The 24,988-nt window shown below is 41.6% G+C and carries 25 protein-coding genes; 20 read left to right on the top strand and 5 right to left on the bottom strand.

Annotation, left to right across the window (positions count from 1 at the left end):
* Positions 1 to 2: 2 nt before the first annotated feature.
* From H562_RS0113770 to H562_RS0113755, 4 genes are all read right to left on the bottom strand, one after another.
* Positions 3 to 455: a MarR family winged helix-turn-helix transcriptional regulator gene (locus H562_RS0113770; protein WP_027378031.1), complete on the bottom strand. Its 453-nt coding sequence runs from the start codon at positions 453 to 455 to the stop codon at positions 3 to 5.
* Between the two features lie 166 nt (positions 456 to 621).
* A complete protein-coding gene (locus H562_RS0113765) occupies positions 622 to 1,545 on the bottom strand; it encodes an ABC transporter ATP-binding protein (RefSeq protein ID WP_027378030.1) in 924 nt (307 codons plus the stop codon).
* Between the two features lie 40 nt (positions 1,546 to 1,585).
* The gene (locus H562_RS0113760; RefSeq protein WP_027378029.1) at positions 1,586 to 2,569 is read right to left on the bottom strand and encodes a FecCD family ABC transporter permease; all 984 of its coding nucleotides are present in this window, start codon (positions 2,567 to 2,569) and stop codon (positions 1,586 to 1,588) included.
* Positions 2,570 to 2,625: 56 nt separating this feature from the next.
* Entirely contained in the window at positions 2,626 to 3,198 is a 573-nt protein-coding gene (locus H562_RS0113755) for a TlpA disulfide reductase family protein (RefSeq protein WP_027378028.1), read from the bottom strand.
* A gap of 33 nt (positions 3,199 to 3,231) precedes the next feature.
* On the opposite strand from H562_RS0113755, the gene H562_RS0113750 reads away from it, so the two are divergent.
* The 20 genes from H562_RS0113750 to H562_RS0113655 all read left to right on the top strand — a co-directional run bounded on the left by H562_RS0113750 (position 3,232) and on the right by H562_RS0113655 (position 22,430).
* Positions 3,232 to 4,356, top strand: a complete 1,125-nt coding sequence (locus H562_RS0113750; protein WP_027378027.1) for a 2Fe-2S iron-sulfur cluster-binding protein — start codon at positions 3,232 to 3,234, stop codon at positions 4,354 to 4,356.
* 66 nt (positions 4,357 to 4,422) lie between these two features.
* The gene (locus H562_RS0113745; protein WP_394330178.1) at positions 4,423 to 4,980 is read left to right on the top strand and encodes a SanA/YdcF family protein; all 558 of its coding nucleotides are present in this window, start codon (positions 4,423 to 4,425) and stop codon (positions 4,978 to 4,980) included.
* A gap of 83 nt (positions 4,981 to 5,063) precedes the next feature.
* Positions 5,064 to 5,681: a uridine kinase gene (gene udk / locus H562_RS0113740; protein WP_027378025.1), complete on the top strand. Its 618-nt coding sequence runs from the start codon at positions 5,064 to 5,066 to the stop codon at positions 5,679 to 5,681.
* Between the two features lie 35 nt (positions 5,682 to 5,716).
* Positions 5,717 to 6,073 (top strand): FtsB family cell division protein, encoded by a 357-nt coding sequence (locus H562_RS0113735; RefSeq protein WP_027378024.1) that lies wholly within the window; start codon positions 5,717 to 5,719, stop codon positions 6,071 to 6,073.
* 19 nt (positions 6,074 to 6,092) lie between these two features.
* Complete coding sequence (locus H562_RS0113730; RefSeq protein ID WP_027378023.1) at positions 6,093 to 7,259, top strand: methylmalonyl-CoA mutase family protein; 1,167 nt, start codon at positions 6,093 to 6,095, stop codon at positions 7,257 to 7,259.
* A gap of 39 nt (positions 7,260 to 7,298) precedes the next feature.
* Positions 7,299 to 8,447 carry a class I SAM-dependent methyltransferase gene (locus H562_RS0113725; protein WP_027378022.1) on the top strand — a complete coding sequence of 383 codons (1,149 nt, stop codon included), beginning with the start codon at positions 7,299 to 7,301 and terminating at the stop codon, positions 8,445 to 8,447.
* 53 nt (positions 8,448 to 8,500) lie between these two features.
* Positions 8,501 to 8,791 carry a hypothetical protein gene (locus tag H562_RS15215; protein WP_034691213.1) on the top strand — a complete coding sequence of 97 codons (291 nt, stop codon included), beginning with the start codon at positions 8,501 to 8,503 and terminating at the stop codon, positions 8,789 to 8,791.
* Positions 8,792 to 8,886: 95 nt separating this feature from the next.
* The gene (locus H562_RS0113715; protein ID WP_027378021.1) at positions 8,887 to 10,269 is read left to right on the top strand and encodes a dipeptidase; all 1,383 of its coding nucleotides are present in this window, start codon (positions 8,887 to 8,889) and stop codon (positions 10,267 to 10,269) included.
* Between the two features lie 100 nt (positions 10,270 to 10,369).
* Positions 10,370 to 11,074, top strand: a complete 705-nt coding sequence (locus tag H562_RS0113710) for an SDR family oxidoreductase (protein WP_027378020.1) — start codon at positions 10,370 to 10,372, stop codon at positions 11,072 to 11,074.
* Between the two features lie 154 nt (positions 11,075 to 11,228).
* The gene (locus H562_RS0113705) at positions 11,229 to 11,975 is read left to right on the top strand and encodes an electron transfer flavoprotein subunit beta/FixA family protein (RefSeq protein ID WP_027378019.1); all 747 of its coding nucleotides are present in this window, start codon (positions 11,229 to 11,231) and stop codon (positions 11,973 to 11,975) included.
* Between the two features lie 38 nt (positions 11,976 to 12,013).
* The gene (locus H562_RS0113700; RefSeq protein WP_027378018.1) at positions 12,014 to 12,961 is read left to right on the top strand and encodes an electron transfer flavoprotein subunit alpha/FixB family protein; all 948 of its coding nucleotides are present in this window, start codon (positions 12,014 to 12,016) and stop codon (positions 12,959 to 12,961) included.
* Positions 12,962 to 13,109: 148 nt separating this feature from the next.
* Positions 13,110 to 14,264: a sensor histidine kinase gene (locus tag H562_RS0113695; protein WP_027378017.1), complete on the top strand. Its 1,155-nt coding sequence runs from the start codon at positions 13,110 to 13,112 to the stop codon at positions 14,262 to 14,264.
* A 45-nt stretch (positions 14,265 to 14,309) separates the two neighbouring features.
* On the top strand, positions 14,310 to 14,480 hold the full coding sequence (locus H562_RS0113690) for a hypothetical protein (protein ID WP_156832013.1): 171 nt from the start codon (positions 14,310 to 14,312) through the stop codon (positions 14,478 to 14,480).
* 88 nt (positions 14,481 to 14,568) lie between these two features.
* A complete protein-coding gene (locus tag H562_RS0113685) occupies positions 14,569 to 15,159 on the top strand; it encodes a bifunctional nuclease family protein (RefSeq protein ID WP_027378015.1) in 591 nt (196 codons plus the stop codon).
* A 16-nt stretch (positions 15,160 to 15,175) separates the two neighbouring features.
* A complete protein-coding gene (locus H562_RS0113680; RefSeq protein ID WP_027378014.1) occupies positions 15,176 to 16,435 on the top strand; it encodes a nucleoside permease in 1,260 nt (419 codons plus the stop codon).
* Between the two features lie 79 nt (positions 16,436 to 16,514).
* Complete coding sequence (locus tag H562_RS0113675) at positions 16,515 to 17,693, top strand: acetyl-CoA C-acyltransferase (protein WP_027378013.1); 1,179 nt, start codon at positions 16,515 to 16,517, stop codon at positions 17,691 to 17,693.
* Between the two features lie 85 nt (positions 17,694 to 17,778).
* Positions 17,779 to 19,269: an MFS transporter gene (locus H562_RS0113670; RefSeq protein ID WP_027378012.1), complete on the top strand. Its 1,491-nt coding sequence runs from the start codon at positions 17,779 to 17,781 to the stop codon at positions 19,267 to 19,269.
* 108 nt (positions 19,270 to 19,377) lie between these two features.
* The gene (locus H562_RS0113665; RefSeq protein WP_027378011.1) at positions 19,378 to 20,304 is read left to right on the top strand and encodes a mevalonate kinase family protein; all 927 of its coding nucleotides are present in this window, start codon (positions 19,378 to 19,380) and stop codon (positions 20,302 to 20,304) included.
* Positions 20,305 to 20,354: 50 nt separating this feature from the next.
* A complete protein-coding gene (locus tag H562_RS0113660; RefSeq protein WP_034691212.1) occupies positions 20,355 to 21,248 on the top strand; it encodes a geranylgeranylglycerol-phosphate geranylgeranyltransferase in 894 nt (297 codons plus the stop codon).
* Positions 21,249 to 21,347: 99 nt separating this feature from the next.
* Positions 21,348 to 22,430, top strand: a complete 1,083-nt coding sequence (locus H562_RS0113655) for a pseudouridine synthase (protein ID WP_233702005.1) — start codon at positions 21,348 to 21,350, stop codon at positions 22,428 to 22,430.
* 263 nt (positions 22,431 to 22,693) lie between these two features.
* Here H562_RS0113655 and H562_RS0113645 read toward each other — a convergent pair whose 3' ends face one another.
* On the bottom strand, positions 22,694 to 24,913 hold the full coding sequence (locus tag H562_RS0113645; protein WP_027378008.1) for an NADP-dependent isocitrate dehydrogenase: 2,220 nt from the start codon (positions 24,911 to 24,913) through the stop codon (positions 22,694 to 22,696).
* Positions 24,914 to 24,988 lie beyond the last annotated feature (75 nt).

The raw sequence follows: 24,988 nt of genomic DNA, 5'->3' as shown, positions 1-24,988 counted from the left end.
TTTTATTTTTTATTATTTAATTCATTCGCGATCTTCAAAATGTCTGTCATCACTTCTTTAAAAATTTCCATTTTTTCCTGAGGAATTTTTTCCACCACTTTTTTATTGAAATTGACAACGACTTCTTTGGAAAGATTTCTTGAATTCAAGCCTTTTTCCGTGAGTTTAATGATCACTTCCCGCTTGTCGTTTGTGGTTTTTTCTTTGTAGATATAACCATTATCTTCTAGAAGTTTAATAATTCTGGTTAAAGAAGTCGGTTCGATGGCCATTTTCGGACCCAGATTCGTACTTCTTGTACCTTCTTTTGGATCAATTTTCAAAAGTGTAAGCGCCTGAACCGCTGTTGCATCGTGATCCTGCGCCATTTCAGAATACATTTTTGATACTGCCAACCACGTAGATTTCAGAATCAGGTCTACATTTTCTACTTTTTCATGATGTGATTTATTCATATTTCTTGTTTAATGTGGTTATGTCAAATATAAAAAATATTATGCATGCATAGTATATTATTACTGTTAATGTTTTGTTAATAATTGGTAATCAGTATGTTAAAAGATATGAAAAGCATAGTACTATGCATGCATAATACTTTAAAAAACCGTAGAAAATGGGGATTTATTGGCTGTTTGTAATAAAACTCAGGATATCTTCAAATGAAGTGCAATTTTGTTGTGCATTCTCTGTAGAAATCTCCCAAAAACCGCCTTTAAATTTAAATTGAAGAGCGGAGAGGTCTTTTTGCACATTTTTCTGGAGGAAAGAGTAGAGCATTTCCGTGTGGAGTTCCGGTGCCAGAATCTGCGGTGCCACAAATCCCGAATTGAACTCGAAGATTTCAGGATTAAGAAGTTCGTTGTGTTTCAGCAGAATTTCTTCTGTAATTCCGGCTTCAAGTTTTTCGTTATTAATGAGCCAGATTTTATCGGCAAATTCCTTGGCAAGGCGCCAGTCGTGGGACGAGAAAAGGATTAGTTTATTTTGTTTTTTTGCCAGGTCACGCAGGAGTTTCAGGATAATGATTTTATTTTGGTCATCCAAGTGGGTAGTCGGTTCATCCAGAATAATCATGGGTGAATTTTGTGCCAGGGCGCGGCCAATGAATGCTTTCTGAAGATTGCCGTCGGAAAGCTGCGTCAGTAGAAAGTCGCGGTATTGCGTTAGGTTCAGACTTTGGATGATCTCATCAACTTCATTTTTATCGCTGTTTTTAAGTTCGAAGTAATACGGATAGTGAATGTATTTTCCCAGCGAGATCAGGTCGGTTACGGTATAATTTGCGGGCACTGGCGCTTTCGAAAATACAACGGCCACGAGTTTTGCGATGTCCTCAGTTGAAAGGTCTGCCACATTATTTTCCTGGATGAATATTTCACCGCTTAAAATAGAAGTCTGCTTCAAAATACTGTGAATCAGAGTGGTTTTTCCCACACCATTGTTCCCGATCAGAAGACAAATGTCACCTAAAGCCAAGTCAGTATTAACTTCTTTGATTAAGGGGTTTTTATAGCCGACGTCTGTATTTTTTAGATGTAAAAACATATATTATTCGTGCCGCTTAAATATTTCAATTCCTTATTCATCAGGCTTGCCGCCCCAGACTTCTTTTGTTCAGCATCATTGTCAATATAACCGGGATCCCAAATAAAGAGGTGATCACATTCAAAGGGAACAGTGTAACTTCAGAAACGACCGAAAAGATTTCCATGATGAGTATTCCTAAAAGCATATTCAGGATCCATTGTTGCCACAGTTTGGCGGGATTGAACAGCATTCTGCAAAAATGCGGAACTACAATTCCGATAAATAAAATCGGTCCCAGAAACGCCGTAACAGAAGCCGAAAGCAGTGAAGACGCGATGATAACCAGAAATTTCAGCTGCTTCAGGTTTACCCCTAAACTCTGCGCGTAAGCGGTGCCCAGGGAATTCCCTATTAATGGTTTAATGCTTTTGAAACTCAGCAGCAAACCTAAAACCACAAATCCGCCCAACACTAGGATCTGATTTCTTGAAACCTGATTATTCGCCCCAAAACTCCAGAGTACATAGTTTTTTAAGCTTTGGTTTTCGGCATAAAGCTGCAGGATCGAAACCACGGCGCCCGCCAAAGCAGAAATCAAAAATCCAAAAATGATAAGAAAGGATTTGTCCCGGAATTTCCCCGAAAGCGCCAGTAAAACAGACATTAGCAAAAGGCTGCCTGCAATTGCAGAAAAACTCAGGAAACTGTTTTGCAGAAATTCCGGAAGGATAAAATCCTGCGAAAAGAAAATGTAAAAAGCCACACTCAAACTCGCTACCGAAGTAATTCCCAAAACTGAAGGTCCTGCAAGTGGATTCTGAAAATATTCCTGCAGCAGAAACCCGGAGGTCGGTATCGCCATACCCGCAAGAAGCATTCCTAAAATCCTGTTCATCCGCAGATCGGCGATTTGCGAGTTTGGGGTATTGCTGAAGAAATCCGCAAAATTCAAACGCAAAAAACCGATATTTAAATTCAAAGCGATGGAAATACAAATTCCCACAAGAATTAAAATACCGGTAATTTTGAAGCTTTTTGTCATCGTTCACGAAAAAACGTGGATATAAATATGAGCTGGGCTTTTTAAAATTTTGAGTATTATTTAAAGGATTCCAGTTTTTCAGTCAGCATTTCCATGCTCATCGATCCCAGAGTTTCGTCCGTTTTATCGCCTTTTCTCATAAAGGTAAACGGGATTGCGCCACCGTCCCATTTTTTGAAGTTGGTCGAAAAGAACTCCGGTGTCAACTGAGAACCGTCGAGCAGCACGATGTGGTTGGAGAGATTTTGTTCTTCCGCAAATTTTTTCACCGCAGTATCCCAGTCATCTTTGCTGTCAAGATCTATGAATGTGAATTTTACAGGCTGGCCTTTCATTTCCGCCATTTTTTCTTTGAAGTGGGGGATTTCCTTCATACACGGTCCGCACCAGGTAGCGAAGAAGTTGTTCACATACAGCGTATCGTTATTTTGTTTGCCAAGAATCTTCGAGGTTTCCGCCGGCGATAATTCTATTTTTTTGAAAGGTATTACGGCTTCTGCATATTCATTGTTTTGGGAACCGGCGGCTACTGCGGTACTGTCTTTTTCGGAATTTTCTGTGTCGGAAGTTTCCTTTTTACAGGCGGTAAAAGCCGCAAGGATCAGTGCACTTATAATTAACTTCTTCATTATATTTTTATTATTTTTGAATTCTGGTATATTATGGAAAAACTCTTTAACAAAGCAAGAAAAACAGAATTTCACCGGCTAAAATTAGCTAAAAAACAGCAGCTAACCAAAAACACCTTTTCGCTGGAGTTCGAAATTCCTGCTTCTCTCAAGCACCGTTTCCGTTTCGAAGCCGGCCAATATGTGACTTTAAGATACACGCATAACGGAAAGGTTTTTCAAAATGATTTTTCCATGACCTCCGCACCTTACGAGCAGAAAATTGCTTTAGGAATAAAAATAAATACCGGGAACAGCAGCACCAGTGGGCTCTTCCATACTTTTGAAGTTGGCGACAGTATAGATGTTTCGGAACCGCGCGGCCGTTTTACGCTGGTTTCAAAACCGCACGAATTCCGCACTATCGTAGGTTTTGCGGGAGGAATTGGCATCACGCCGCTCCTCAGCCATTTTAAGAATATTTTGCATACTGAGCACCGAACCAGACTGTTCCTCTTTTACGGCAACCGCAATTCACACAATATCGCCTTTAAAGATGAACTCGATGAACTGGCTGAAAATTCGCGCGGCAGAATGCAGGTATTTTATTTCATGTCTCAGGAAAAAACCGGCGAACACCTCTTCCATGGCCGGCTCGACGGTAAAAAAGCAAAACTGATCATCAATCAGATTCTGCACCTAGATGATACCGATGAGGAAAGCACAATTTGGGACGCTGTAGATGAAGTGCTGATATGTGGCAAAGGTGACATGATTAAATCACTCGCAAATGCCTGTTACAACAATGGTATTCCCAAAAAGAATATTCATTTCGAACTGTTTGAGGAGTATAACGAAGATATTTATCCGGTAGAAAAAGTCTTTCCCGCAGTTGAGGACATACAGGTGGATTTTAAACTGTTCGACAGGCAGTATTCAACTACCTTAAAAAACAATAAGATTAAACTTCTGCAGCAGTTACTGATTCAGGGATTTCCCGTGCCATATTCCTGCAAGTCGGGGATCTGCGGAAGCTGCGAATGCCTGCTGCAAGAAGGTGAAGTAGAATTGCTGGAAAATGAATATCTTACCGAAAAGGAGGAACGTGCCGGGAAAATTCTCGCGTGCATGTCCGTAGTTCTGAGCAAAACAATAAAGGTTAATTTCGATTTAATGTAATTTTTGAAGAAGATATTAGACATATTCAAATCATTTTTCACGCTTGTTGAAATCGGCGTTCTGCTAATGATTATGGCTAATATCTGGGTTTTTGCTTTAACTAATGGCCGCACATTTACTAAAATTTCCAAAATTCCACCACGGGAAACTGCTCTGGTTTTAGGGACTTCACCGAAGATGAGATCAGGCATTTCCAATCCCTATTTCACTTCCAGGATGGATGCTACTGCTCTTCTTTACCACCACGGAAAAATTAAAAAGATCATCGTAAGCGGAGAAAAAAGCCGTGGTTATGATGAACCATCTGCGATGAAAAAATATCTGGTTTACCAGGAAGGTGTCCCCGAAAACATCATCACCGAAGATCCCAAAGGCTTTAAAACACAGGCAAGCATCAGCAACTGCAAAAAAATTTACAAGGCAAATGACGTCATCATCGTGTCGCAGGGTTTTCATAATCTGCGCGCCCTTTTTTATGCAAGAAATAACAATATAAATGCGTTGGGATTTGATGCGCAGGATGTTTTGAGCAACCAAAGTTATTACCGGAATCAGTCGCGGGAGTTCCTGGCGCGCGTATACGCCGTGATTTTTTATATTCTGGATATCGAAAAGAAAGCATAGAATGTGCGGTTGGTAACAGAAAGCTTACCGTTTTAAACGGCCCGGATTTCAGACAAAATCATATATTTGTAAAAATAATTACTATGCTCGTTATCGGAATTGCCGGCGGAACAGGATCCGGAAAAACAACTGTGGTCAATAAAATCCTGCAGCAGTTGAATACTGAAGGTGTAAATGTTTTATCGCAGGATAATTATTATCATGACAATCAACATCTTACACTTTCCGAAAGAGAAGTTCTGAATTACGACCATCCGAAATCGATTGATTTTGAACTTTTGCTGAAGCATGTAAAAGCCCTGAAAAACGGTGAGCAGATCGAACAGCCGATTTACTCCTTTGTAACCCATTCCCGAACCGGCGACCATGTGCTGATCGATCCCAAAAACGTTCTTATAGTAGAAGGAATCCTGGTACTTACCAATCCCGAACTTTTAAAGGAATATGATCTGAAAGTATTTGTTCATGCAGATTCCGACGAAAGGCTCATCCGCAGGATCCGCAGGGACACACAGGAGAGAGGCCGTGACTTGCAGGAGGTTTTGCACCGCTACCAAACCACGCTGAAACCGATGCACCAGGAATTTATAGAACCTTCAAAAAACGAAGCCGACCTGATCGTTCCCAATATGAAACAAAATACGGTGGCCATTGATTTCCTGTCGACTGTCATTAACAATACTTTAAAGAAAACGCACTAGCAGCCGAATTTTTTTATCCAATAAAACGCTTCCCGATGAAAGAATTAATTAAAGAAATACAGCCCAAATCACCTGCTTCAAAGTTTGTACGGAAATATATTGTGAACAAATATTTTATCACCATCCTGTTTTTTCTGGTGTGGATGGTTTTTTTTGATAACACTTCGTTTCTCGTGGTTAACGAGTTAAATGGTGAGATCAACCGCTACGAAGAACAGTTGGCTTATTATAAAGATGAATACCGCAAAAACGACGATTTTTATAAAAAACTGATGAATAATAAATCGGAAAAGGAAAAATTTGCCCGCGAAAACTACTTTATGAAAAAGCCAAACGAGGAAATTTTTATCCTGGTAGTGGATTCCTCGAAAATTAAACCGGTCACAAAATAATCTCATTAAAACAGAAAAGATGTTTGAAAAAATTACACTTCGGGACTGGGAAAAAATGGTTCAGAAACAACTGAAAACTGAAGATATTTACGCGGTCCTCTCGAAAGAGAATTTGGAGGGAATTGATGTAAAGCCGTATTATTCAAATGTTCCGTTGTCACTTATTAATTTGCCCAAGGCTGTAGAATCTACGCATCTGGTGTCACCTTACCATGAAAACTCCGAAGATAATGCATTTGCGTTCCTGCTTGATCAGAATGTTGAGGGCTTGGCTGAAAAAGTGATTTTTGTAAATAACAGGGACTTGGCTGAGCATATTTCGCTGGCAGATGAGAACACCTATTTTTCACTTATCGATATTTTTTCCGAAGATTCAACAGGCGAAATTAACGTACAGCTTGGCAAAGAGCTTTTGGCAAAGAATTTTAACAGAAATATCGCGGTCGATATCTCACTGCATCAGAATGCAGGCGCCTCCATCATTCAGCAGGTGGCTTTTGCATTATTGAAAACCAAGGAACTTACCGAAAATTTTGGGGGAGAGATCCTGAATAAAATTATATTCCGGATTGCTGTTGGAGGAAACTATTTTTTCGAGATTGCCAAACTGCGTGCGCTTAAACTTGTGGTAAATCAGTTTTCCAAAGAGTTTGGTCTGGCAGAAACACCTTTCATCTTTGCGGAAACCACCCTGCGGAACAAGGCAAAAAATGATGGGGAAAATAACCTGATCCGTTCCACACTGGAACTTTCAGCTGCCATGATCGGTGGCGCCGATGCAGTATTCAGTAACGCTTACAAGCTTGATGAGGGCAACTCGCTCTCCGAAGAAATCTCCTTTAAACAACAGGTAGTACTGGCCTACGAAAGTATTATTAATGTTTTCGAAGATGCCGGAAACGGAAGTTATTATATTGAAGATATCACCCGACAGATCGCTGATAAATCCTGGCAGCTGTTTCTGACTTTAGAGAATGAAGGCGGTTATTGTGCTCTTTTAAAAGCGGGCAAAATTCAGAAATTGATTTACACCCAGGCGGTGAATGAACAAAATTGGGTAGCCGAAGGAAAAATAAAACTCATCGGCGTAAACCTTTATCCAAAACTGGAAAAAACAAAATCTGCCGAAGAATTATACGATCCATCAAAAATATCTGCCGTGCGGCTGGCAGAAATGTTTGAGTAAAATTGGGCGATCGCCGTTTTAAAAAAATAATTCATTTTGGTGAAACATATTTTACAGACCGAAGTTCAAAATTACATTAATGCAAATCTAAAAACAGATTTGCATTCTTTGTTATTAAAGAACTCACCGTTCGCCGAAGTTTCAATGGCGGAAATTGTGCAGCAGATCAAAGGAAAAAAAGTCGCCCTCAAAAAATTTCCGTTTCTGCTGAAAGAGGGTATTATCTTTCCACCAAATCTTAATCTTGAGCAGGCTTCTTCGCAAGCTACCGCGGAGTTCAAAGCGCAGCTTCTGAGCGGTGGAAAATTTCTGGATCTTACTGCCGGTTTTGGGATCGATGCCTACTTTCTGTCGCAGAATTTTGCAGATGTTACTTTGGTTGAGCAGAATATTGGGCTTCTGAATATTGTTAAACACAACTGGAAATTGCTGAACCGCAAAGCAGCTTTTATTAATGAAAATCTGGAAGAATTCCTGGAGGATAACACAGAAAGGTTCGACCTTATTTATCTGGATCCTGCGCGTCGCGATTCAGAAAAAAACAAGAAATTTCTGCTGCAGGATCTTTCGCCAAATCTGCTGGAAATCCAGTCGCAACTTTTTGAAACCGGTGACAAGATCATCATTAAACTTTCACCATTAATTGATATTTCATATTTAATCTCTGTCCTGCAGAATATGGTGGAAATCCAGATAATTGCGGTAAAGAACGACGTGAAAGAACTTTTGGTTTTTTTGGACGCTACTGCCCCAAGCGATAACGTACAAATTTCATGTGTCAATCTACAGAGTGCGGAACATGCTTTTGTATTCGATTTCAAAAAAGAAAAAAATGCGGTTTCTGAATTTTCGGAGCCTTTGCGGTTTCTTTATATTCCGAATAATGCGGTCCTGAAGGTCGGCGCTTTCAATACAATTTCAAAGGCTTTTGGTTTAAAAAAACTTCATCCAAACACTCACTTTTACACAGCTGATGAATATAAAGCAGACTTTCCCGGCAGAATACTGGAAGTTGAAATCATAGAACCTAAGAATATTGAGAAAGGTGAAAAGTTCAATATTATCTCTAAAAATTATCCGCTTTCACCCGAAGCCATTAAGAAAAAATATAAAATACATGATGGTGGAGGCCGCTACCTTATTTTCACGCAGACGCGCCGAGGAAAGATTATTGTAAAATCGCGCTAATATTTTGCAAAAAGGGCAGGATTTCATACTTTTGAACAATCAAAAAATTTAGAATGAAAAAAATTATTTTAGGTGTAGCGCTTGCAGGTCTTTTGATCGGATGTAAAAAAGTTCAGGCGGGCGGAAATCTTGGTGTTTTGAAAATGGAAGCGGGCGCAGAGCGTTACAGCGATGATCAGATGAAAGAGTACAAACCTGAAGCGAACACTGCCCCAGAAATGGCCGCACCTTCCGCTGCCGGCGACAGTACACAGGTTTCAGCTACCATGACTCCGACCGTAAAAACGGACAGTCTCAAGGCAAGAAAACCGGCAACCGACACTTCACCTGCGCACCAGTTATAAAATAAGTACACTTTATAAATATCTAAATGTCTTGCTCCGGCGGGACATTTTCTTTATTTTTACATACTACGATCTGAAAATATTAAATAAAAAAAATGAAAGAAACTTTAGATTACATTCACGAAAACAAACAGCGCTTCGTAGATGAACTTTTTCAACTGTTAAAGATCGCTTCGATTTCTGCAGATCCTGCCTATAAAGGTGAAGTTCTAAAATGCGCGGACGAAGTGGCAAAATATTTAAAAGATGGCGGCGCCGATAACGTAGAGGTTTGCGAAACCAAAGGTTATCCGATCGTGTACGGCGAAAAACTTCTGGATCCAAAATTGCCCACCGTCCTTGTCTATGGTCATTATGATGTACAGCCGCCGGATCCATTGGAGTTATGGACAAAGCCACCGTTTGAGCCGTACATTGAAAAAACAGAAATTCATCCCGAAGGCGCGATCTTTGCGCGTGGTGCTGCCGACGATAAAGGTCAGTTTTTTATGCACATCAAAGCTTTTGAAGCCATGATGAAAACCAATACTTTGCCTTGTAACGTAAAGTTTATTTTGGAAGGTGAAGAAGAAGTAGGCTCCAAAAGTCTTGAAGATTTTGTAAAAGAAAATACCGAAAAACTATCGTGTGATGCTATCCTGATTTCCGACACGCATATCTATTCAAATGAGCAACCTACTGTGACCACCGGACTTCGCGGTTTAAGCTATGTAGAAGTGGAGGTTGAAGGACCGAACCGTGACCTGCATTCGGGGCTTTACGGTGGAGCAGTTCCGAATCCGATCCACGTACTTTCGCGGATGATCGCCGGTTTAATCGATGAAAACGGGCACATTACGATCGATGGTTTTTACGATAATGTAGAAACGGTTGCAGATGAGGAAAGGGCAGAAATGAATAAGCTGAAAGATGATCCGGAACATTTCAAAAAATCAATCGGTCTGAATGGAGTAGAAGGCGAGCAAGGTTATACCACACTCGAAAGAACTTCAATCCGCCCGACGCTCGACTGCAACGGCATTTGGGGAGGTTACACCGGTGAAGGCGCAAAAACGGTGATTCCGTCGAAAGCTTTTGCGAAAATATCAATGCGTCTCGTCCCTTACCAGACTCCGGAGGAGATCACTGACAAATTCACCAAATATTTCGAAAAAATTGCACCGACAAATGTAAAAGTAAAAGTAACGCCGCACCATGGTGGCATGCCTTATGTTTTACCGAGCGACACCAAAGAGTTCCGCGCTGCGAAAAAGGCAATGGAAACCGCGTTTGGTAAAGAAGTCTTACCGTACAGAAGCGGCGGAAGCATTCCGATTACCGCTATGTTTGAAGAAATCCTCGGTGCAAAATCAGTGTTGATGGGTTTTGGTCTGGATTCCGACGCGATTCATTCACCAAATGAACATTATGGACTTTACAATTTTTATAAAGGAATAGAAAGTATTCCGCTTTTCTTTGCAAATTATGCTTCGTCATAGTTCCCAAGCATTGCAGAAACCGCAGACTTTATACTAATGTTTGTTAAAAATCGCCTCAATTTGAGGCGATTTCTTTATATTTAAGACTTAAAATTTTATCATGTTTGAAAACAAAGTAGCATATATTACAGGCGGTACAAAAGGTATTGGCCTTGGCGTGGCAAAAATACTTGCCGATCAGGGAATCCGTGTAGCAGTAAGCGGCCGGAAAAAAGAAGATGTAGAATCAGCGGTAGCTCTGATTTCTGAAGACAGCTCCAAAGTTTTGGGAATTGTATCCAATGTCCGGAACTATGAAGATGAAGAGAATGCAGTATCACAGATTTTGGAACGTTTCGGTCAGCTCGATTATGTAATCGCGAACGCAGGTGTTGGGATCTTTAAACCAGTTGATGAGCTTTCGGTTGAAGATTGGAATACGATGATCGAAACCAACCTCACCGGGATTTTCTACACCTTAAAAGCTTCGGTAGAAGAACTTAAAAAGTCCAAAGGTTATTACATCAGTATTTCGAGTTTGGCGGGGACTAATTTCTTTGAAAAAGGGTCAGGTTACAACGCCTCGAAATTCGGCGCCGTAGGTTTCACGCAGGCCGCAATGGTAGACCTGAGAAATTACGACATCAAAGTGGCGACCATCATGCCAGGCTCCGTTTCTACTAATTTCAACGGAAACATTCCTTCGGAAAAAGATGCCTGGAAAATCCAGCCCGAAGACCTTGGGAATTTAATTCTGGATATTCTGAAAATGAATCCGCGTACTCTGCCGAGTAAAATTGAAATACGTCCGGCAAAAACCAAATAGCCAACTGCCCGATTATTATGCCGGCAATATATTTTTAATAAGATGTATTATGCATGCATAGTATATTATTTTTATCTTTACGACATTAACAAGTGGAACAAATGAGATCTGAATTGATTTCATTCCACAAAAAATTTAATTAAACTTTTGACAAATGAAAATATTAGTGTGTATCAGTAGTGTTCCGGATACTACTTCGAAAATTAATTTTACGGCAGATAAGTCCGCTTTCAATAAAACGGGCATTCAGTGGGTGATCAATCCGCTGGATGAATTCGCGCTGACAAAAGCAGTTAAACTGCAGGAATCACAAGGTGCGAGCGTCACCGTACTCAATGTAGGCGATGCAACAACCGAACCTGTGATCAGAAAAGCACTCGCCATTGGCGCAAATGAAGCAGTGCGCGTAAATACAGAAGCTAAAGACAGCTTTACTGTTGCTAAAGAAATCGCAAATGTCGCCAAGGATGGTGGCTATGACATGATTCTTTGCGGAAAAGAATCCATTGATTATAATGGTGGTGCTGTTCCCGGAATGGTAGCACAACTGCTCGGTCAACCTTTTGTTAATGCCTGTGTAGGTTTGGAAGTGAATGGTTCCGAAGCAACTGCCGTCCGCGAGATCGAGGGTGGAAAAGAAACTATATCTGTAAAACTTCCGGCAGTTATAGCGGGGCAGAAGGGAATGGTTGACGAGAAAGATCTCATTATTCCGAATATGAGAGGAATTATGTCGGCGCGTACAAAACCGCTGCGTCTTCAGGAGCCGGTTTCCGCTGCAGTAAAAGTTGAAGGTGTTTCCTACGATTCTGTACCGCAGAGAGCCGCCGTGAAAATGGTCTCTGCTGATAATCTCGACGAATTGGTACGTCTGTTACACGAAGAAGCGAAAGTGATCTAAGGCAAATTCAAGAAATTTAAATTTAAAAAAATTACAAAATGGCAATATTCGTATATGCAGAAAATATAAACGGTGTTTACAAAAAAGCAGCCTTCGAAGCGGTTTCATACGCGAAAGCTGTGGCGGAAAAGGCGGGTGACACAGTGACAGCAATTTCTGTGAACCCAACCGATTCCTCTGATTTGTTATATAAATATGGAGCAGATAAAGTCATCAATATTAAAGATGAAGGTTTAAAAAATTTCAGTGCCAAAGCGTTTGCACAGGCAGTGAATGAAGTAGCCGACGGCAACATCCTTGTTTTTCCCCACACAACAGATGCTTCGTCAATTGCACCAATGCTTGCAATAATGATGGATTATTCGCTGATCACCAATGTGGTTGAAGTACCTGAAAACCTTTCACCGGTACAGGTGAAAAGAAAAGCATTCTCCGGGAAAGGATTCATGCATGCAAAAGCTGATTCCCAGGGTGTAATTCTTACGGTTTCGCAAAATTCCTTTGGCACGAAAGAAAATGCTGCGTCGGGTTCCGAAGAAGTGAAGGAACTTTCTATCGCAAATGAAGATACCAAAGTAATTTCTCACGAGCAAAGCTCCGGAAAACTTGATCTGAAAGAAGCTGAAATCGTAGTTTCGGCCGGCCGTGGTATGAAAGGTCCTGAAAACTGGGGTATGATCGAAGATCTTGCGGGTGTATTGGGCGCTGCAACTGCCTGTTCGAAACCGGTTTCCGATATTGGCTGGAGGCCGCATACAGAACACGTGGGGCAGACCGGTAAGGCCATTTCTCCAAATCTTTATCTGGCAGTTGGCATTTCGGGTGCGATCCAGCATCTTGCCGGTGTGAATTCATCAAAAACAATTGTGGTGATCAACAGCGATCCCGAAGCTCCTTTCTTCAAATCTGCGGATTATGGAGTTGTTGGAGATGCTTTCAAAATAGTTCCTGAACTTACCGAAAAGATCAAGGCTTTGAAAGGCTAAATTTAGTCTCTACATAATATTAAGCGCCGGAAGATGTTTCGGTGCTTTTTTTTTTGCCTTAATGATTAAACAGCTGTAATTTTTTTTTTAGTCGCGGATAAAACGTAAAAACTGTACATTTACGTAAGGGATATTTATTCTGCGCTGTATGGAGGTGTTTGTCTGGAATATGGTGATTTCTTTTCAGCTGCTTTTTATCATTATAAGCAGTGTTATATTTGTGTACCTCCGCGAAAAAAGTTTTAAGTACTACGTACTTTATAACCTCTGCCTTGTAATTTATGTGCTGAGCAGAAGCGATAATTATTATCTCGCCACGCAAAATTTTTTCGCCCGGTTTCTTGGTCAGATGAATGCCGAAATTTTTCTGCAGATTCTGAACTTTTATATCCAGATCGTATTTTATACATTTTACAGTATTTTCGCACTGTATTTTCTCGACCTCGACAAGCGCGCGCGGCGGTTTTTTACCAAGGTGCTTTCTATTTTAAGATTTCTCACACTTCTGTTTTTAATATTGGGAGGTCTTTGTTACTTTTTGAAGAATCCCGTTCTATATATTTCGTTTTATACATTCCTTTACCTGCCGGTAATGCTCACGATTTTCGTGATCTCGCTTATAAGGGCGATGCGTGTGTCCGATAAGCACAAACATTTTTTTCTGTTCGGCGTCTGTGCGTATGTGGCTTGTGCGCTGCTTGCTTTTGCGGGAAGCTTTATGCCGTCGCTAAACATGCGCAATCCAATCACATCATTCTACATCGGTATCATTCTGGAAACCATTTTTTTCAGTCTGGGACTTGCCTATAAAATGAAACTCATCAATGATGCTAAAAACCGCGTGAATAATCTCGTGCTGCAACACCGGCATCAGCAGCAGATTACAAAACTTCAGGGTTTGGTTGAAGGCGAGGAGCGCGAGCGGAAGAGGTGGGCCGAGGAACTGCACGACGGTATTTCCGGCGACCTGACCGCCATTAAAATGAATATTTCTTACCTTAACCAAACAAATAAGCTCCCCGAAAACTCACTGATTCTTCAGGATCTTTCGCAAACAATTGAGAAATCCTGTCTGCAACTCCGGGAACTTTCGCATAATCTGTCGCCTTCATCGGTGACTAACCATGGACTTCTGCATGCCGTTGAACAGTTTTGTATGAAGATTCAGACTTTGTATAAAATTGATATGAAGTTCAGTTTCAGAGGTGGCCATTTTGAACTTTCGCAAAAAGTAGAAACCCACATTTACCGCATCATTCAGGAACTTGTAAATAATATCGTGAAACATTCCGAAGCTACCTAGGGCAGTGTCACTATCCAGGCCGATGGCACTCAAATATTGATTTCTGTGCAGGATAATGGTAAAGGTTTTTCGGTAAATGGCGTGAGCAGCGGTATTGGACTCAGCAATATTGATTCGCGTGTGAGTTTTCTTAATGCCCGCTTGCGGCGCAGAAGCAATTCCGATGGCAGTATTTACAATCTAACTGTGAATGTTTGCGATCTGCCAAAAACATAATTAATATCAGGTGCTTTCTTTGCCGACATTGTGCAATATATTTCCGAAAATAAATCGCGGGTCTAAAAAATCATTTATATTTGTACTTATGGATTATAAAAGATTAATCATACGCGGGATTTCTTACAGTCAGACGCAGTCGGGTGCATACGCACTGCTTCTGGAACATGAAGAAACAAACGTAAAGTTGCCCGTTGTAATAGGAAATTTTGAAGCGCAGTCGATATCATTAGGCCTTGAAAAAGATATTCATCCGCCGCGGCCACTTACTCACGATCTCTTTGCGAAATTTGTTCTTTCTGCGGATTTTACTCTTACATCCGTAATCATCTACCAGATTTTAGATGGTGTTTTCTTCTCCAATATCAATTTTAAAAATAATGCCAACGGCGAAGAACTGATCTTAGATGCACGCACATCTGATGCTGTGGCGATGGCTGTTCGGTTTGAAGCGCCTATATTTACCACGCAGCAGGTTCTCAGCGAAGCAGGTATTCTGCTCGAACTCGAGGAACCCGGCGCAGAAGAAGAAAGTTTTTCCGGTGACTCTGGAAACCTTACAGCGCTCACGCTGGAGGATCTGCACAAACTTTTGGATGATGCCGTGAAAGACGAAGACTTCGATGCGGCCCTGGAATTACAGCAGGAAATTAAGCGGAGAAATAAAAAAATCGACTAATATTATCAAATAAATTATGAGTTTAAAATTACGTCTTACGGTCCTCAGTTTTATGCAGTTTTTTGTATGGGGAGCCTGGCTCATCACCATCGGCGTGTATTGGTTCGGCACTAAACAATGGGGCGGCGAGGAATTTGGAAAGGTTTTTGCTACCCTGGGAATCGCTTCGATCATCATGCCTGCCTTAACCGGAATCGTGGCTGACCGCTGGATAAACGCCGAAAAATTATTTGGTATTTTGCACATACTTTACGGTATCACACTTTTTTTCTTACCGCAGATTACAACTCCCGACCACTTTTTCTGGGTCATGCTTTTGGCAATGATGTTTTATATGCCTACAATCTCACTTTCGAATTCAATTGCGTACTATATCTTGAAAAATAACAACTACGATGTGGTTAAGGTATTTCCACCTATACGGGTTTGGGGAACCATAGGATTTATTGCCGCCATGTGGATCACGAACCTTACGGGAAATAAAGCCTCGGGAAATCAGTTTTACATTGCAGCGGTTTTCGCGCTGATACTTGGTGTTTACGCCTTTACATTACCGAAATGTCCACCACAAAACGTAATTCCGGCCGATGCGACTTTAGCGGAAAAACTTGGGCTCAATGCGTTTTCTCTTTTTAAAGATTACAAAATGGCGCTTTTCTTTCTGTTTTCGCTGTTTTTAGGTGCGGCGCTGCAGCTTACAAATATGTACGGTGATACTTTTCTTTCCGATTTCGGGAAAATGCCTGAGTACGCCGACAGTTTTGTAGTAAGAAGATCCACACTTATTATGTCGCTTTCACAGTTCTCGGAAACGGTCTTTATCCTGGCAATTCCTTTTTTCCTCAGCCGTTTTGGGATTAAGAAAGTGATGCTTTTCTCGATGTTGGCCTGGGTGCTGCGTTTCGGATTTTTCGCGTACGGAGTACCGGTAGGATTTGGTCTGGGTCTGATTATTCTTTCCTGTATTGTATACGGAATGGCGTTCGATTTCTTCAATATTTCAGGTTCACTATTTGTGGAAACGACTACGAACTATAAGGTACGCTCATCGGCTCAGGGCTTATTTATGATGATGACCAATGGTTTTGGAGCGATTTTCGGCAGTCTTGCAAGTGGCTGGATGATCCAGGAATATTTCACCTTGCCCAATGGCGACAAGATGTGGCATGAGATCTGGCTGGTATTTTCCGGTTACGCACTACTGGTGGCGATTCTTTTCGCGGTAATGTTTAAACATAAACACGATCCCGAAGCTATTGCAGAGGCAAACCTTTAATCAAAAATCAAAAAACACACTGTTTCCAAAGTGTGTTTTTTTTTGTAATTTGGCGTACTTTAAATTAATAAATAGTATAATGAAAGAAGTATTCATAGTATCAGCAGCCCGGACACCGATGGGACGTTTCATGGGAAGTCTCTCTACAGTTCCGGCTACAAAGCTGGGTTCCATCGCGATCAAAGGCGCTTTAGATAAAATAAATTTAAATCCTGATCTTGTAGAAGAAGTATATATGGGTAACGTGCTTCAGGCTGGCGAAGGTCAGGCTCCGGCCCGGCAGGCCGCGATGGGTGCTGGTTTAAGCAATGCAACACCTTCCACAACCGTAAATAAAGTTTGCGCGTCCGGCATGAAGGCGGTGACCATGGCTGCACAGGCTATAAAAGCAGGTGACCAGAATATTATCGTGGCAGGTGGCATGGAAAATATGTCCGCAGTCCCGCATTATTATAACGCACGAAAAGCGGTAAAACTTGGCGACGTGAAAATGCAGGACGGTATGATCCTGGACGGTCTTACCGATGTGTACAATAAAGTTCACATGGGAGTTTGCGCAGAACAGTGCGCCGCAGAATATGGTTTTTCCCGTGAAGATCAGGATAATTTCGCCGTAGAATCCTATAAGCGTTCGGCAAAAGCCTGGAGCGAAGGTAAGTTTAAAGACGAGATTGTGCCTGTAGAAATTCCACAAAGAAAAGGCGAACCGGTTATTTTCTCTGAAGATGAGGAATATAAAAGCGTTAATTTCGATAAGATCAGTACATTGGCTACGGTTTTTCAAAAAGAAAACGGTACCGTGACCGCTGCAAATGCATCGACTTTAAATGATGGCGCTTCTGCCTTAATTTTAATGTCCGGAGAAAAAATGGAGGAACTCGGCTTGAAGCCTTTGGCAAAAGTTATTTCTTATGCTGATGCTGCGCAGGAACCCGAAAAGTTTACGACAGCGCCTTCCAAAGCCTTGCCGATCGCGCTCAGGAAAGCAGGTCTGGAAGTTTCGGATATCGATTTTTTCGAATTTAATGAGGCTTTTTCAGTAGTCGGTTTAGCTAACAATAAAATTTTAGGGCTTGATGCTTCCAAGGTCAATGTGAATGGTGGTGCGGTTTCGCTGGGGCATCCACTTGGCAGTTCAGGTTCAAGGATCATTGTCTCGCTGATCAACATCTTGAAGCAGAACAACGGAAAGTACGGCGCAGCTGCGATTTGCAACGGCGGCGGCGGCGCAAGCGCGATCGTGATCCAAAATGTGTAAACAGTTTACATCCATTAAATAAAAACCTTAAGGATCACCGTATTCTTAAGGGTTTTTTTATTTTTGTCCCATTAATAACCACCTTATGCCGGAAAACGAAAATTTACCACCGCAGAACATCAAGAATAACCCGAAAATCATGAAAGCCTGGGCTTTGTACGACTGGGCAAACTCTGTATATTCACTTGTAATTACTTCTACAATTTTTCCGATTTACTATTCCATTCTTACCACTGCCTCCGAAAAAACCGAGTATGTAGCGGCCACAGGCCAATATATAAAAGTCCCGGTTCGGCATATGATCACGGTTTTTGGTAAGGAGTATCAGCCAGATGCCGTCTACGGCTATTCGCTTACGATCTCATTTTTGATCGTGGTGTTGCTTTCTCCTGTACTTTCTTCACTTGCAGATACGATTGGCAACAAAAAGTCATTCCTACAGTTTTTCTGTTATCTGGGAGCAACTTCCTGTATGGGACTGGCGATGTTTACAGGAATGCAGAATATTTTCCTCGGGCTGCTGTTCAGTATCACCGCGAGTGTGGGATTTTGGGGAAGCTTGGTTTTTTACAATTCCTTTCTGCCGGATATTGCAACGCCCGACAAGCAGGATGCACTTTCGGCAAAAGGGTATGTATACGGATACATCGGTTCGGTGCTTTTAGTGGTGATCTGTCTGGTCTTAATACAGGTATTTGCAAAAACACCGCAGGAAGCCAAATTGTATACGCGGGTTTCTTTTCTTATCACCGGCGCCTGGTGGTTTGGCTTTTCGCAGTATACTTTTAAACATTTACCACAGTTCGGAAATGTGAAGGATCAGCTCCCAAAAGATCTGGTTTTGCTGAATTATAAAAATATATTTCAGAAACATGAAAAGCAGGGCGGAATTTGGGAAGTGCTAAAAGACAATGCGTGTTTTTACAAAGCCATTGTCAAAGAGAGTTTTCATGAGCTGTTCCGGGTCGGCAGAAAACTTTTCGCAGACCGCAACCTCAAATTTTTCCTGTCAAGTTTTTTCTTTTACAGTGTCGGTATGCAGACTATTTTTCTTATGGCCACGCTTTTCGGGAAAAGTGAGATCAATTTGCCACAGGAGCGTCTGATCATGACTTTGCTTCTGATCCAGATCGAAGCAATCATCGGGGCACTCTTTTTTTCATGGTTATCCCGGAAGATCGGCAACAAAAACGTAATATCCATCGCTATAGTTCTTTGGATCATCGCCTGTCTCTCCGCGTATTTCCTGAACAAAGAAAATCCAAATGTAGATTATCAGTTTTATGCAATTGCCGCAATAATTGGCCTTGTAATGGGCGGTCTGCAGGCTATGTCGCGTTCCACTTACTCCAAACTGCTGCCGGAAGACTCTATGGATAACACGACCTTCTTCAGTTTTTACGACGTGCTCGAAAAACTGGCTATTATTTTAGGAACTTTCATTTTCGCGACTATGATAGAAAAGTACCACAATATGCGTTTCTCCGCATTGTCTATGTCGGCGTTTTTCTTTGTCGGTCTTGTCCTCATACGGTTTTTAAAGGTGAAAGTGTTGCCTGCGAAAAGCACAGAGTAAATTTTAATTTTTATTTATTTAAGTGGCTTTATATTTGTTAATAAGGTAAATGAATTTTATATAAATTCCGTATCTTTGCATTTGAAAGTCAACGGATTAAATTAAACTATGACCAATCCTTTATTTTACGCAAAAATTCTTCTGTTCGGTGAATACGGCATTATTGAAGATTCACAGGGTCTGACTTTGCCGTACAGTTTCTATAAAGGTGCCCTTAAATTTTCGGATTTAAACAGTGAATTTGAACAGGATTCAAATGTTTCACTGGGAAAATACGCAGCCTATTTAAAGGAATTGCAGTTGCCGGAAAACTTTCAGATCAACATTTCAAAATTACAGGAAGATCTGCGGCAGGGGCTTTTTTTTGATTCCAATATCCCGCAGGGTTACGGCGTAGGAAGTTCCGGAGCTCTGGTCGCGGCGATATTTGAGCGCTACTCACTTCATACTTTTCTTCCCGAACATATTTCGAAAACCGAACTGAAAGAACTTAAGAAAGTCTTTGGTCTGATGGAGAGTTTTTTCCACGGCAAAAGTTCCGGCATAGATCCGCTGATCTGTTATATGAATCTCCCTATCCTCATTGAAAACCGCGATGACGTAAATAAAGTGTCGATTCCTCAGAGTGCCGAAGGCAAGGGTGCAATTTTTCTTATTGATTCCGGCATGACCGGCGAAACAGGACCAATGGTTCAGATCTTCTTTGAAAAAATGAAGACCGAAGGTTTTAGAAAAACCATGAAGGAAGAATTCATACGTTACAACAATGCCTGTATCGATGCATTTCTGAAAAAGGAGATGAACCCGCTTTTCAGAAATCTCAAAAACCTTTCCATCTGGGCTTACGAACATTTCAAACCAATGATTCCCGAGAGTATTTATAAAGCCTGGAAAAATGGTCTTGATACCAACGCTTATTACCTGAAACTTTGCGGTAGCGGCGGCGGCGGCTATATTCTTGGTTTTACCAAAGACTACGAAAAGGCGGAAAAAATGCTGCAGGGTTTTCACAAAGAAGTCATTTACAGATTCTAAATTTAAGACCGGGATTTGACATTTGTTAAACTTTTAAGTGTCTTACTTTTATGAATAATAATCCTGTGCTTTACAGAATTTCGCAGCTTATCGGTTTTCTTTTGGGAGCGCGTGTTTTCGTGGCGCTTCTTTTCACTTTCGCTCTTTATGTTTCCACGTTTTTTCTCTTTAATCAGGAAGAGAGTCTTCGTAATTTTGTTTTCGATTTCCGCGTGCACGGAATTATTTTCTGCACGGTGCTGAGTATTCTGGCAGGCGGCATTATCAATCAGTTTTACGACCGCGAAAAGGATCAACTGACCAAGCCATTCCGTACGCGGCTGCAGAAATTCCTTAAACAGAAATATTTTCTCTACGCTTATCTTACGCTGAACCTTCTTTCGCTGGGGATCGCGTTTCTCATATCACCTCGGGTTTTTGTGTTCTTTCTGGTTTATCAATTCCTTATGTGGTTTTACAGCCATAAATTAAGTAAGCTTTTAATCCTTAATAATTTAACATTTGTTACTTTAACCGTATATCCCTTTTTCGGCATGTGGGTTTATTACCGCACTTTTTCGTCGAAGATTTTTTTAATGGCGGTCTTTCTTTTTTTTATCCTTCTGATCTGTGATATTATAAAAGATCTGCTGACTAAAAATGCAGACAGGATTTTTGGATATATGACCATTCCGAATTATTGGGGCGCTCCATTTTCGAAAAAGGTGATCAGTTTTATCGGATGTATTTTGGTGGTGATCTCTGCGTTAATAATTTCTACTGAAGGACTTCACACGATCATGAATCTCTATTTTGCGGCCGGTCTGTTTGTAATCATCATCAGTATGTTTCTGTTATGGAAAACGCCCAAGAAATTCAGCATTTACGCTTTGAATATTCTGCGAATCTGGTTGTTTGCAGGAATAATCGCCATGTTGTTTGATGGTATTGTTGCCAGATTTTAATTTAAAACAGTCAGCAAGACGTAAAAGAGACTTTGCCTGCGGTAAAAGAATCCTAATGTTCAGCGAATTAGTTTTATCTTTGCAAAAATTTTTCAGACTATGAGCCGAGACAGAAACAGCAATGACAAACCGAAAAAATCCCGAATTTCCTCCGCAGGACGTTCCAAACCTACTGCTGCTCGCGCACCAAAAGTTGAAAAAACGGAAGAGAAAAAATCAAAACCCGCACGAGAGCCCCGACTGATGTCGGAATCGGAAGCCAGATCCTTTGAGAAATCCTTTAGCAAAACCGGCAAGCCTACAGGAAAACGCAGCGGGAAATCCTTTGATACACGTTCAAAATACGAGAAGGGCGACAGCAAATTCGGCCCCAAAAAACCTTTTAAATCTTTTGATAAAAAAGATGACGGCGAGAGAACACGCTCTTTTGTACAGAAAAGACGTTTGGAAAAAATTTCGAAAGAGGTTCCAAAAGAAACAATCCGTCTTAATAAATATCTGGCCAACTCCGGAATCTGCTCCCGCCGCGAAGCGGATGAACTCATCACGCAGGGACTTGTGCAGGTGAATGGGAAACCTGTTACAGAAATGGGCTATCAGGTTCAGAAAACCGATAAAGTGGTCTTCGATGGTCAGGGAATCACTCCCGAAAAACCGGTGTATGTACTGCTCAACAAACCGAAGGGATATATTTCTACAACTAAAGATGAGAAAGCACGTAAAACTGTGATGGATCTGGTAGCAAACGCCTCGCCTTACAGAGTATTCCCGGTTGGCCGGCTTGACCGTTCCACAACAGGCGTGATACTCCTGACCAATGACGGTCACATGACCAAGAAGCTGACACATCCGTCATTCAATATGAAAAAAATATATCATGTAATGCTGGACCGGAAACTGGATCGTGCCGACCTTAATGCTATTGCAGAAGGAATTCGTCTGGAAGAAGGTATCGCAGAGGTCGACAGCATTTCCTACATCGAGGGAAAACCGAAAAATGAAGTCGGAATCGAAATTCACATCGGCTGGAACCGCGTGGTACGCAGAATCTTTCAAAAACTGGGTTACGAAGTGGAAGCGCTGGACCGTGTGATGTTTGCAGGCCTGACCAAGAAAAACATCAAACGCGGACACTGGAGAATACTCACCGAACTTGAAGTGAACAGTTTGAAAATGTTATAACTTATTTATAAAATCAAATTACAGAAACCCTTTTTGCACTGCCGAAAGGGTTTTTTTCTGGTTTTCAGGCGGGCAAATGGTGGTTTCGCAGATATCTCCGCAGTTATTTCACAACTGAAATTAACGCTTTCTGAAACTCTTTTTCTAAAATTTCACTGTCAGATTCTGTTTTTTTGCAGACTTTAAGTTCTGCTTTTAAATCTTTAGACAAAAAAAAACTTCCCGAAATTTCCGGGAAGTAGTTTAGAGAATATAATTAAGACTTAAATCGAATTTACAATCGTATTCAAAGTTTCAGAAGGTCGCATGGCGGCATCGGTTTTATTGAAGTCCGGCTGGTAATAACCACCGATATCCTGCGGTTTCCCCTGCGCTGAAATAAGTTCTGCGTTAATTTTCGCTTCATTATCTTCGAAGGCTTTCGCAACAGGTGCAAAGCGTGAAGCGAGCTCCTGGTCTTTGGTTTGTTTCGCCAAAGCTTCTGCCCAGTACATCGCAAGATAAAAGTGCGAACCACGGTTATCATTTGAACCGATTTTTCGCGAAGGGGATTTATCGTTAGCCAGGAATTTTTCATTGGCTTCATCCAGAGCATCGGCAAGGACCTGCGCTTTTTTGTTGTCCTGAGTTTGTGCCACATGTTCCAGACTGGCCTGAAGAGCCATAAATTCGCCCAGAGAATCCCAGCGCAAATATCCTTCTTCGATGAACTGCTGAATATGTTTTGGCGCAGAGCCGCCGGCGCCCGTTTCGAAAAGTCCGCCGCCATTCATCAGCGGAACTATCGAAAGCATTTTCGCCGAAGTCCCAAGTTCCAGAATAGGGAAGAGGTCGGTAAGATAATCTCTCAGTACATTTCCGGAGACGGAAATCGTGTCCAGACCTTTTCGGATTCTTTCCAGCGTAAACTTCATTGCATCTTCTATATTCAGAATGCGGATATCCAAACCTGAGGTGTCGTGATCTTTTAAATAATGATTGACTTTTTTGATCATTTCGCGGTCGTGAGCGCGGCCTTCATCCAGCCAGAAAACAGCCGGCGTATCCGAAAGTCTTGCGCGGTTCACAGCGAGTTTCACCCAATCCTGGATCGGAGCGTCTTTCGCCTGACACATCCTGAAAATATCACCTTTGTGTACAAACTGTTCCAGCAACACATTGCCATCTGCGTCGGAGATTTTTACCGTTCCGCTGCCCGAAATTTGGAAAGTCTTGTCGTGTGAGCCGTATTCTTCCGCCTGTTGCGCCATTAATCCTACATTTGGTACAGAGCCCATTGTTTTGGGATCAAGTGCGCCGTTTTTCTTCATATCCTCGATCGCGGCTCCATAAAAACCTGCATAGTTGCGGTCCGGGATCATTGCAATGGTGTCTTCCTCCTCGCCGTCTTTATTCCACATTTTACCGCCGCCGCGAATAAGTGCGGCCATCGAAGCGTCTACAATCACATCGGAAGGAACGTGGAAATTTGTAATTCCTTTTCCGGAATTGACCATCGCAATATCGGGACCGTAATCCATCACGATCTCAATATCTGCACGGATATCCGGTTCTTTTGCGTGACCTTTGATCTTGTCGTAAAGATCCTGAAGACCGTTGTTTGGATTTACATCCAGTTCCTTGAAAAGCGCTGCATATTTTTCGAAAACGTCGTGGAAGTACACCGCTACCATTGCGCCAAAAATAATAGGGTCGGAAACCTTCATCATAGTTGCTTTCAAATGACCGGAAAGCAGTACATTTTCAATCTTTGCTTCATCGATCGAATCTTTTACAAAACCTTTCAGTGCCGACATACTCATCACCGAAGAATCGATGATCTCACCTTTTTTAAGCGGCGCAAGCTTTTTCAGTTCCTGTACAGAACCGTCGTCGCCACAGAAATCAATTTTATATTGTGAGTCGTTTTCTATGGTCAAAGATTTCTCGGTTCCGTAGAAATCACCGCTGCTCATATGAACGACTTTGGTTTTTGAGTCTTCGCTCCAGCTTCCCATTTTGTGCGGATTCGCCTTTGCGTAATTCTTCACAGCTTTAGGTGCTCTCCGGTCAGAGTTTCCTTCCCGCAAAACGGGATTTACGGCGCTGCCCAAAACTTTCGCATACTTTGCTTTCAATGCTTTTTCCTCTTCAGTTGCAGGCTCTGAAGGATAATTCGGCACTGCGAAACCATGTTTCTGAAGTTCAGCAATAGCGGCATCAAGCTGCGGTGCCGACGCAGAGATATTCGGTAACTTTATAATATTTGCTTCCGGTTTTGTGGCAAGAACGCCAAGTTCGGCAAGTGCATCTTCAACTTTTTGGTCTTCCTTCAGATACTCGGGGAAATTGGCAAGGATCCGGCCGGCAAGCGAAATGTCTTTTGGCAAAATTTCTATTCCTGCAGTTTTCGTAAAAGCCTGCACAATGGGCAGAAAAGAATGGGTTGCCAACATGGGTGCTTCATCCGTTAGGGTGTAGACGATCTTTGAATTTTCTGACATTATATATTGTTTTTTATTTTGAATTTAAGAATCACAAATTTAATGAAATATTTAGCGTTTTGCGGTATTGTCAGG

This window comes from Kaistella palustris DSM 21579 (assembly GCF_000422265.1).
Classification (GTDB): Bacteria; Bacteroidota; Bacteroidia; order Flavobacteriales; family Weeksellaceae; genus Kaistella; species Kaistella palustris.
The sequence above is the reverse complement of the archived record's forward strand: the minus strand, read 5'-3'. Positions and strand labels throughout refer to the sequence as shown.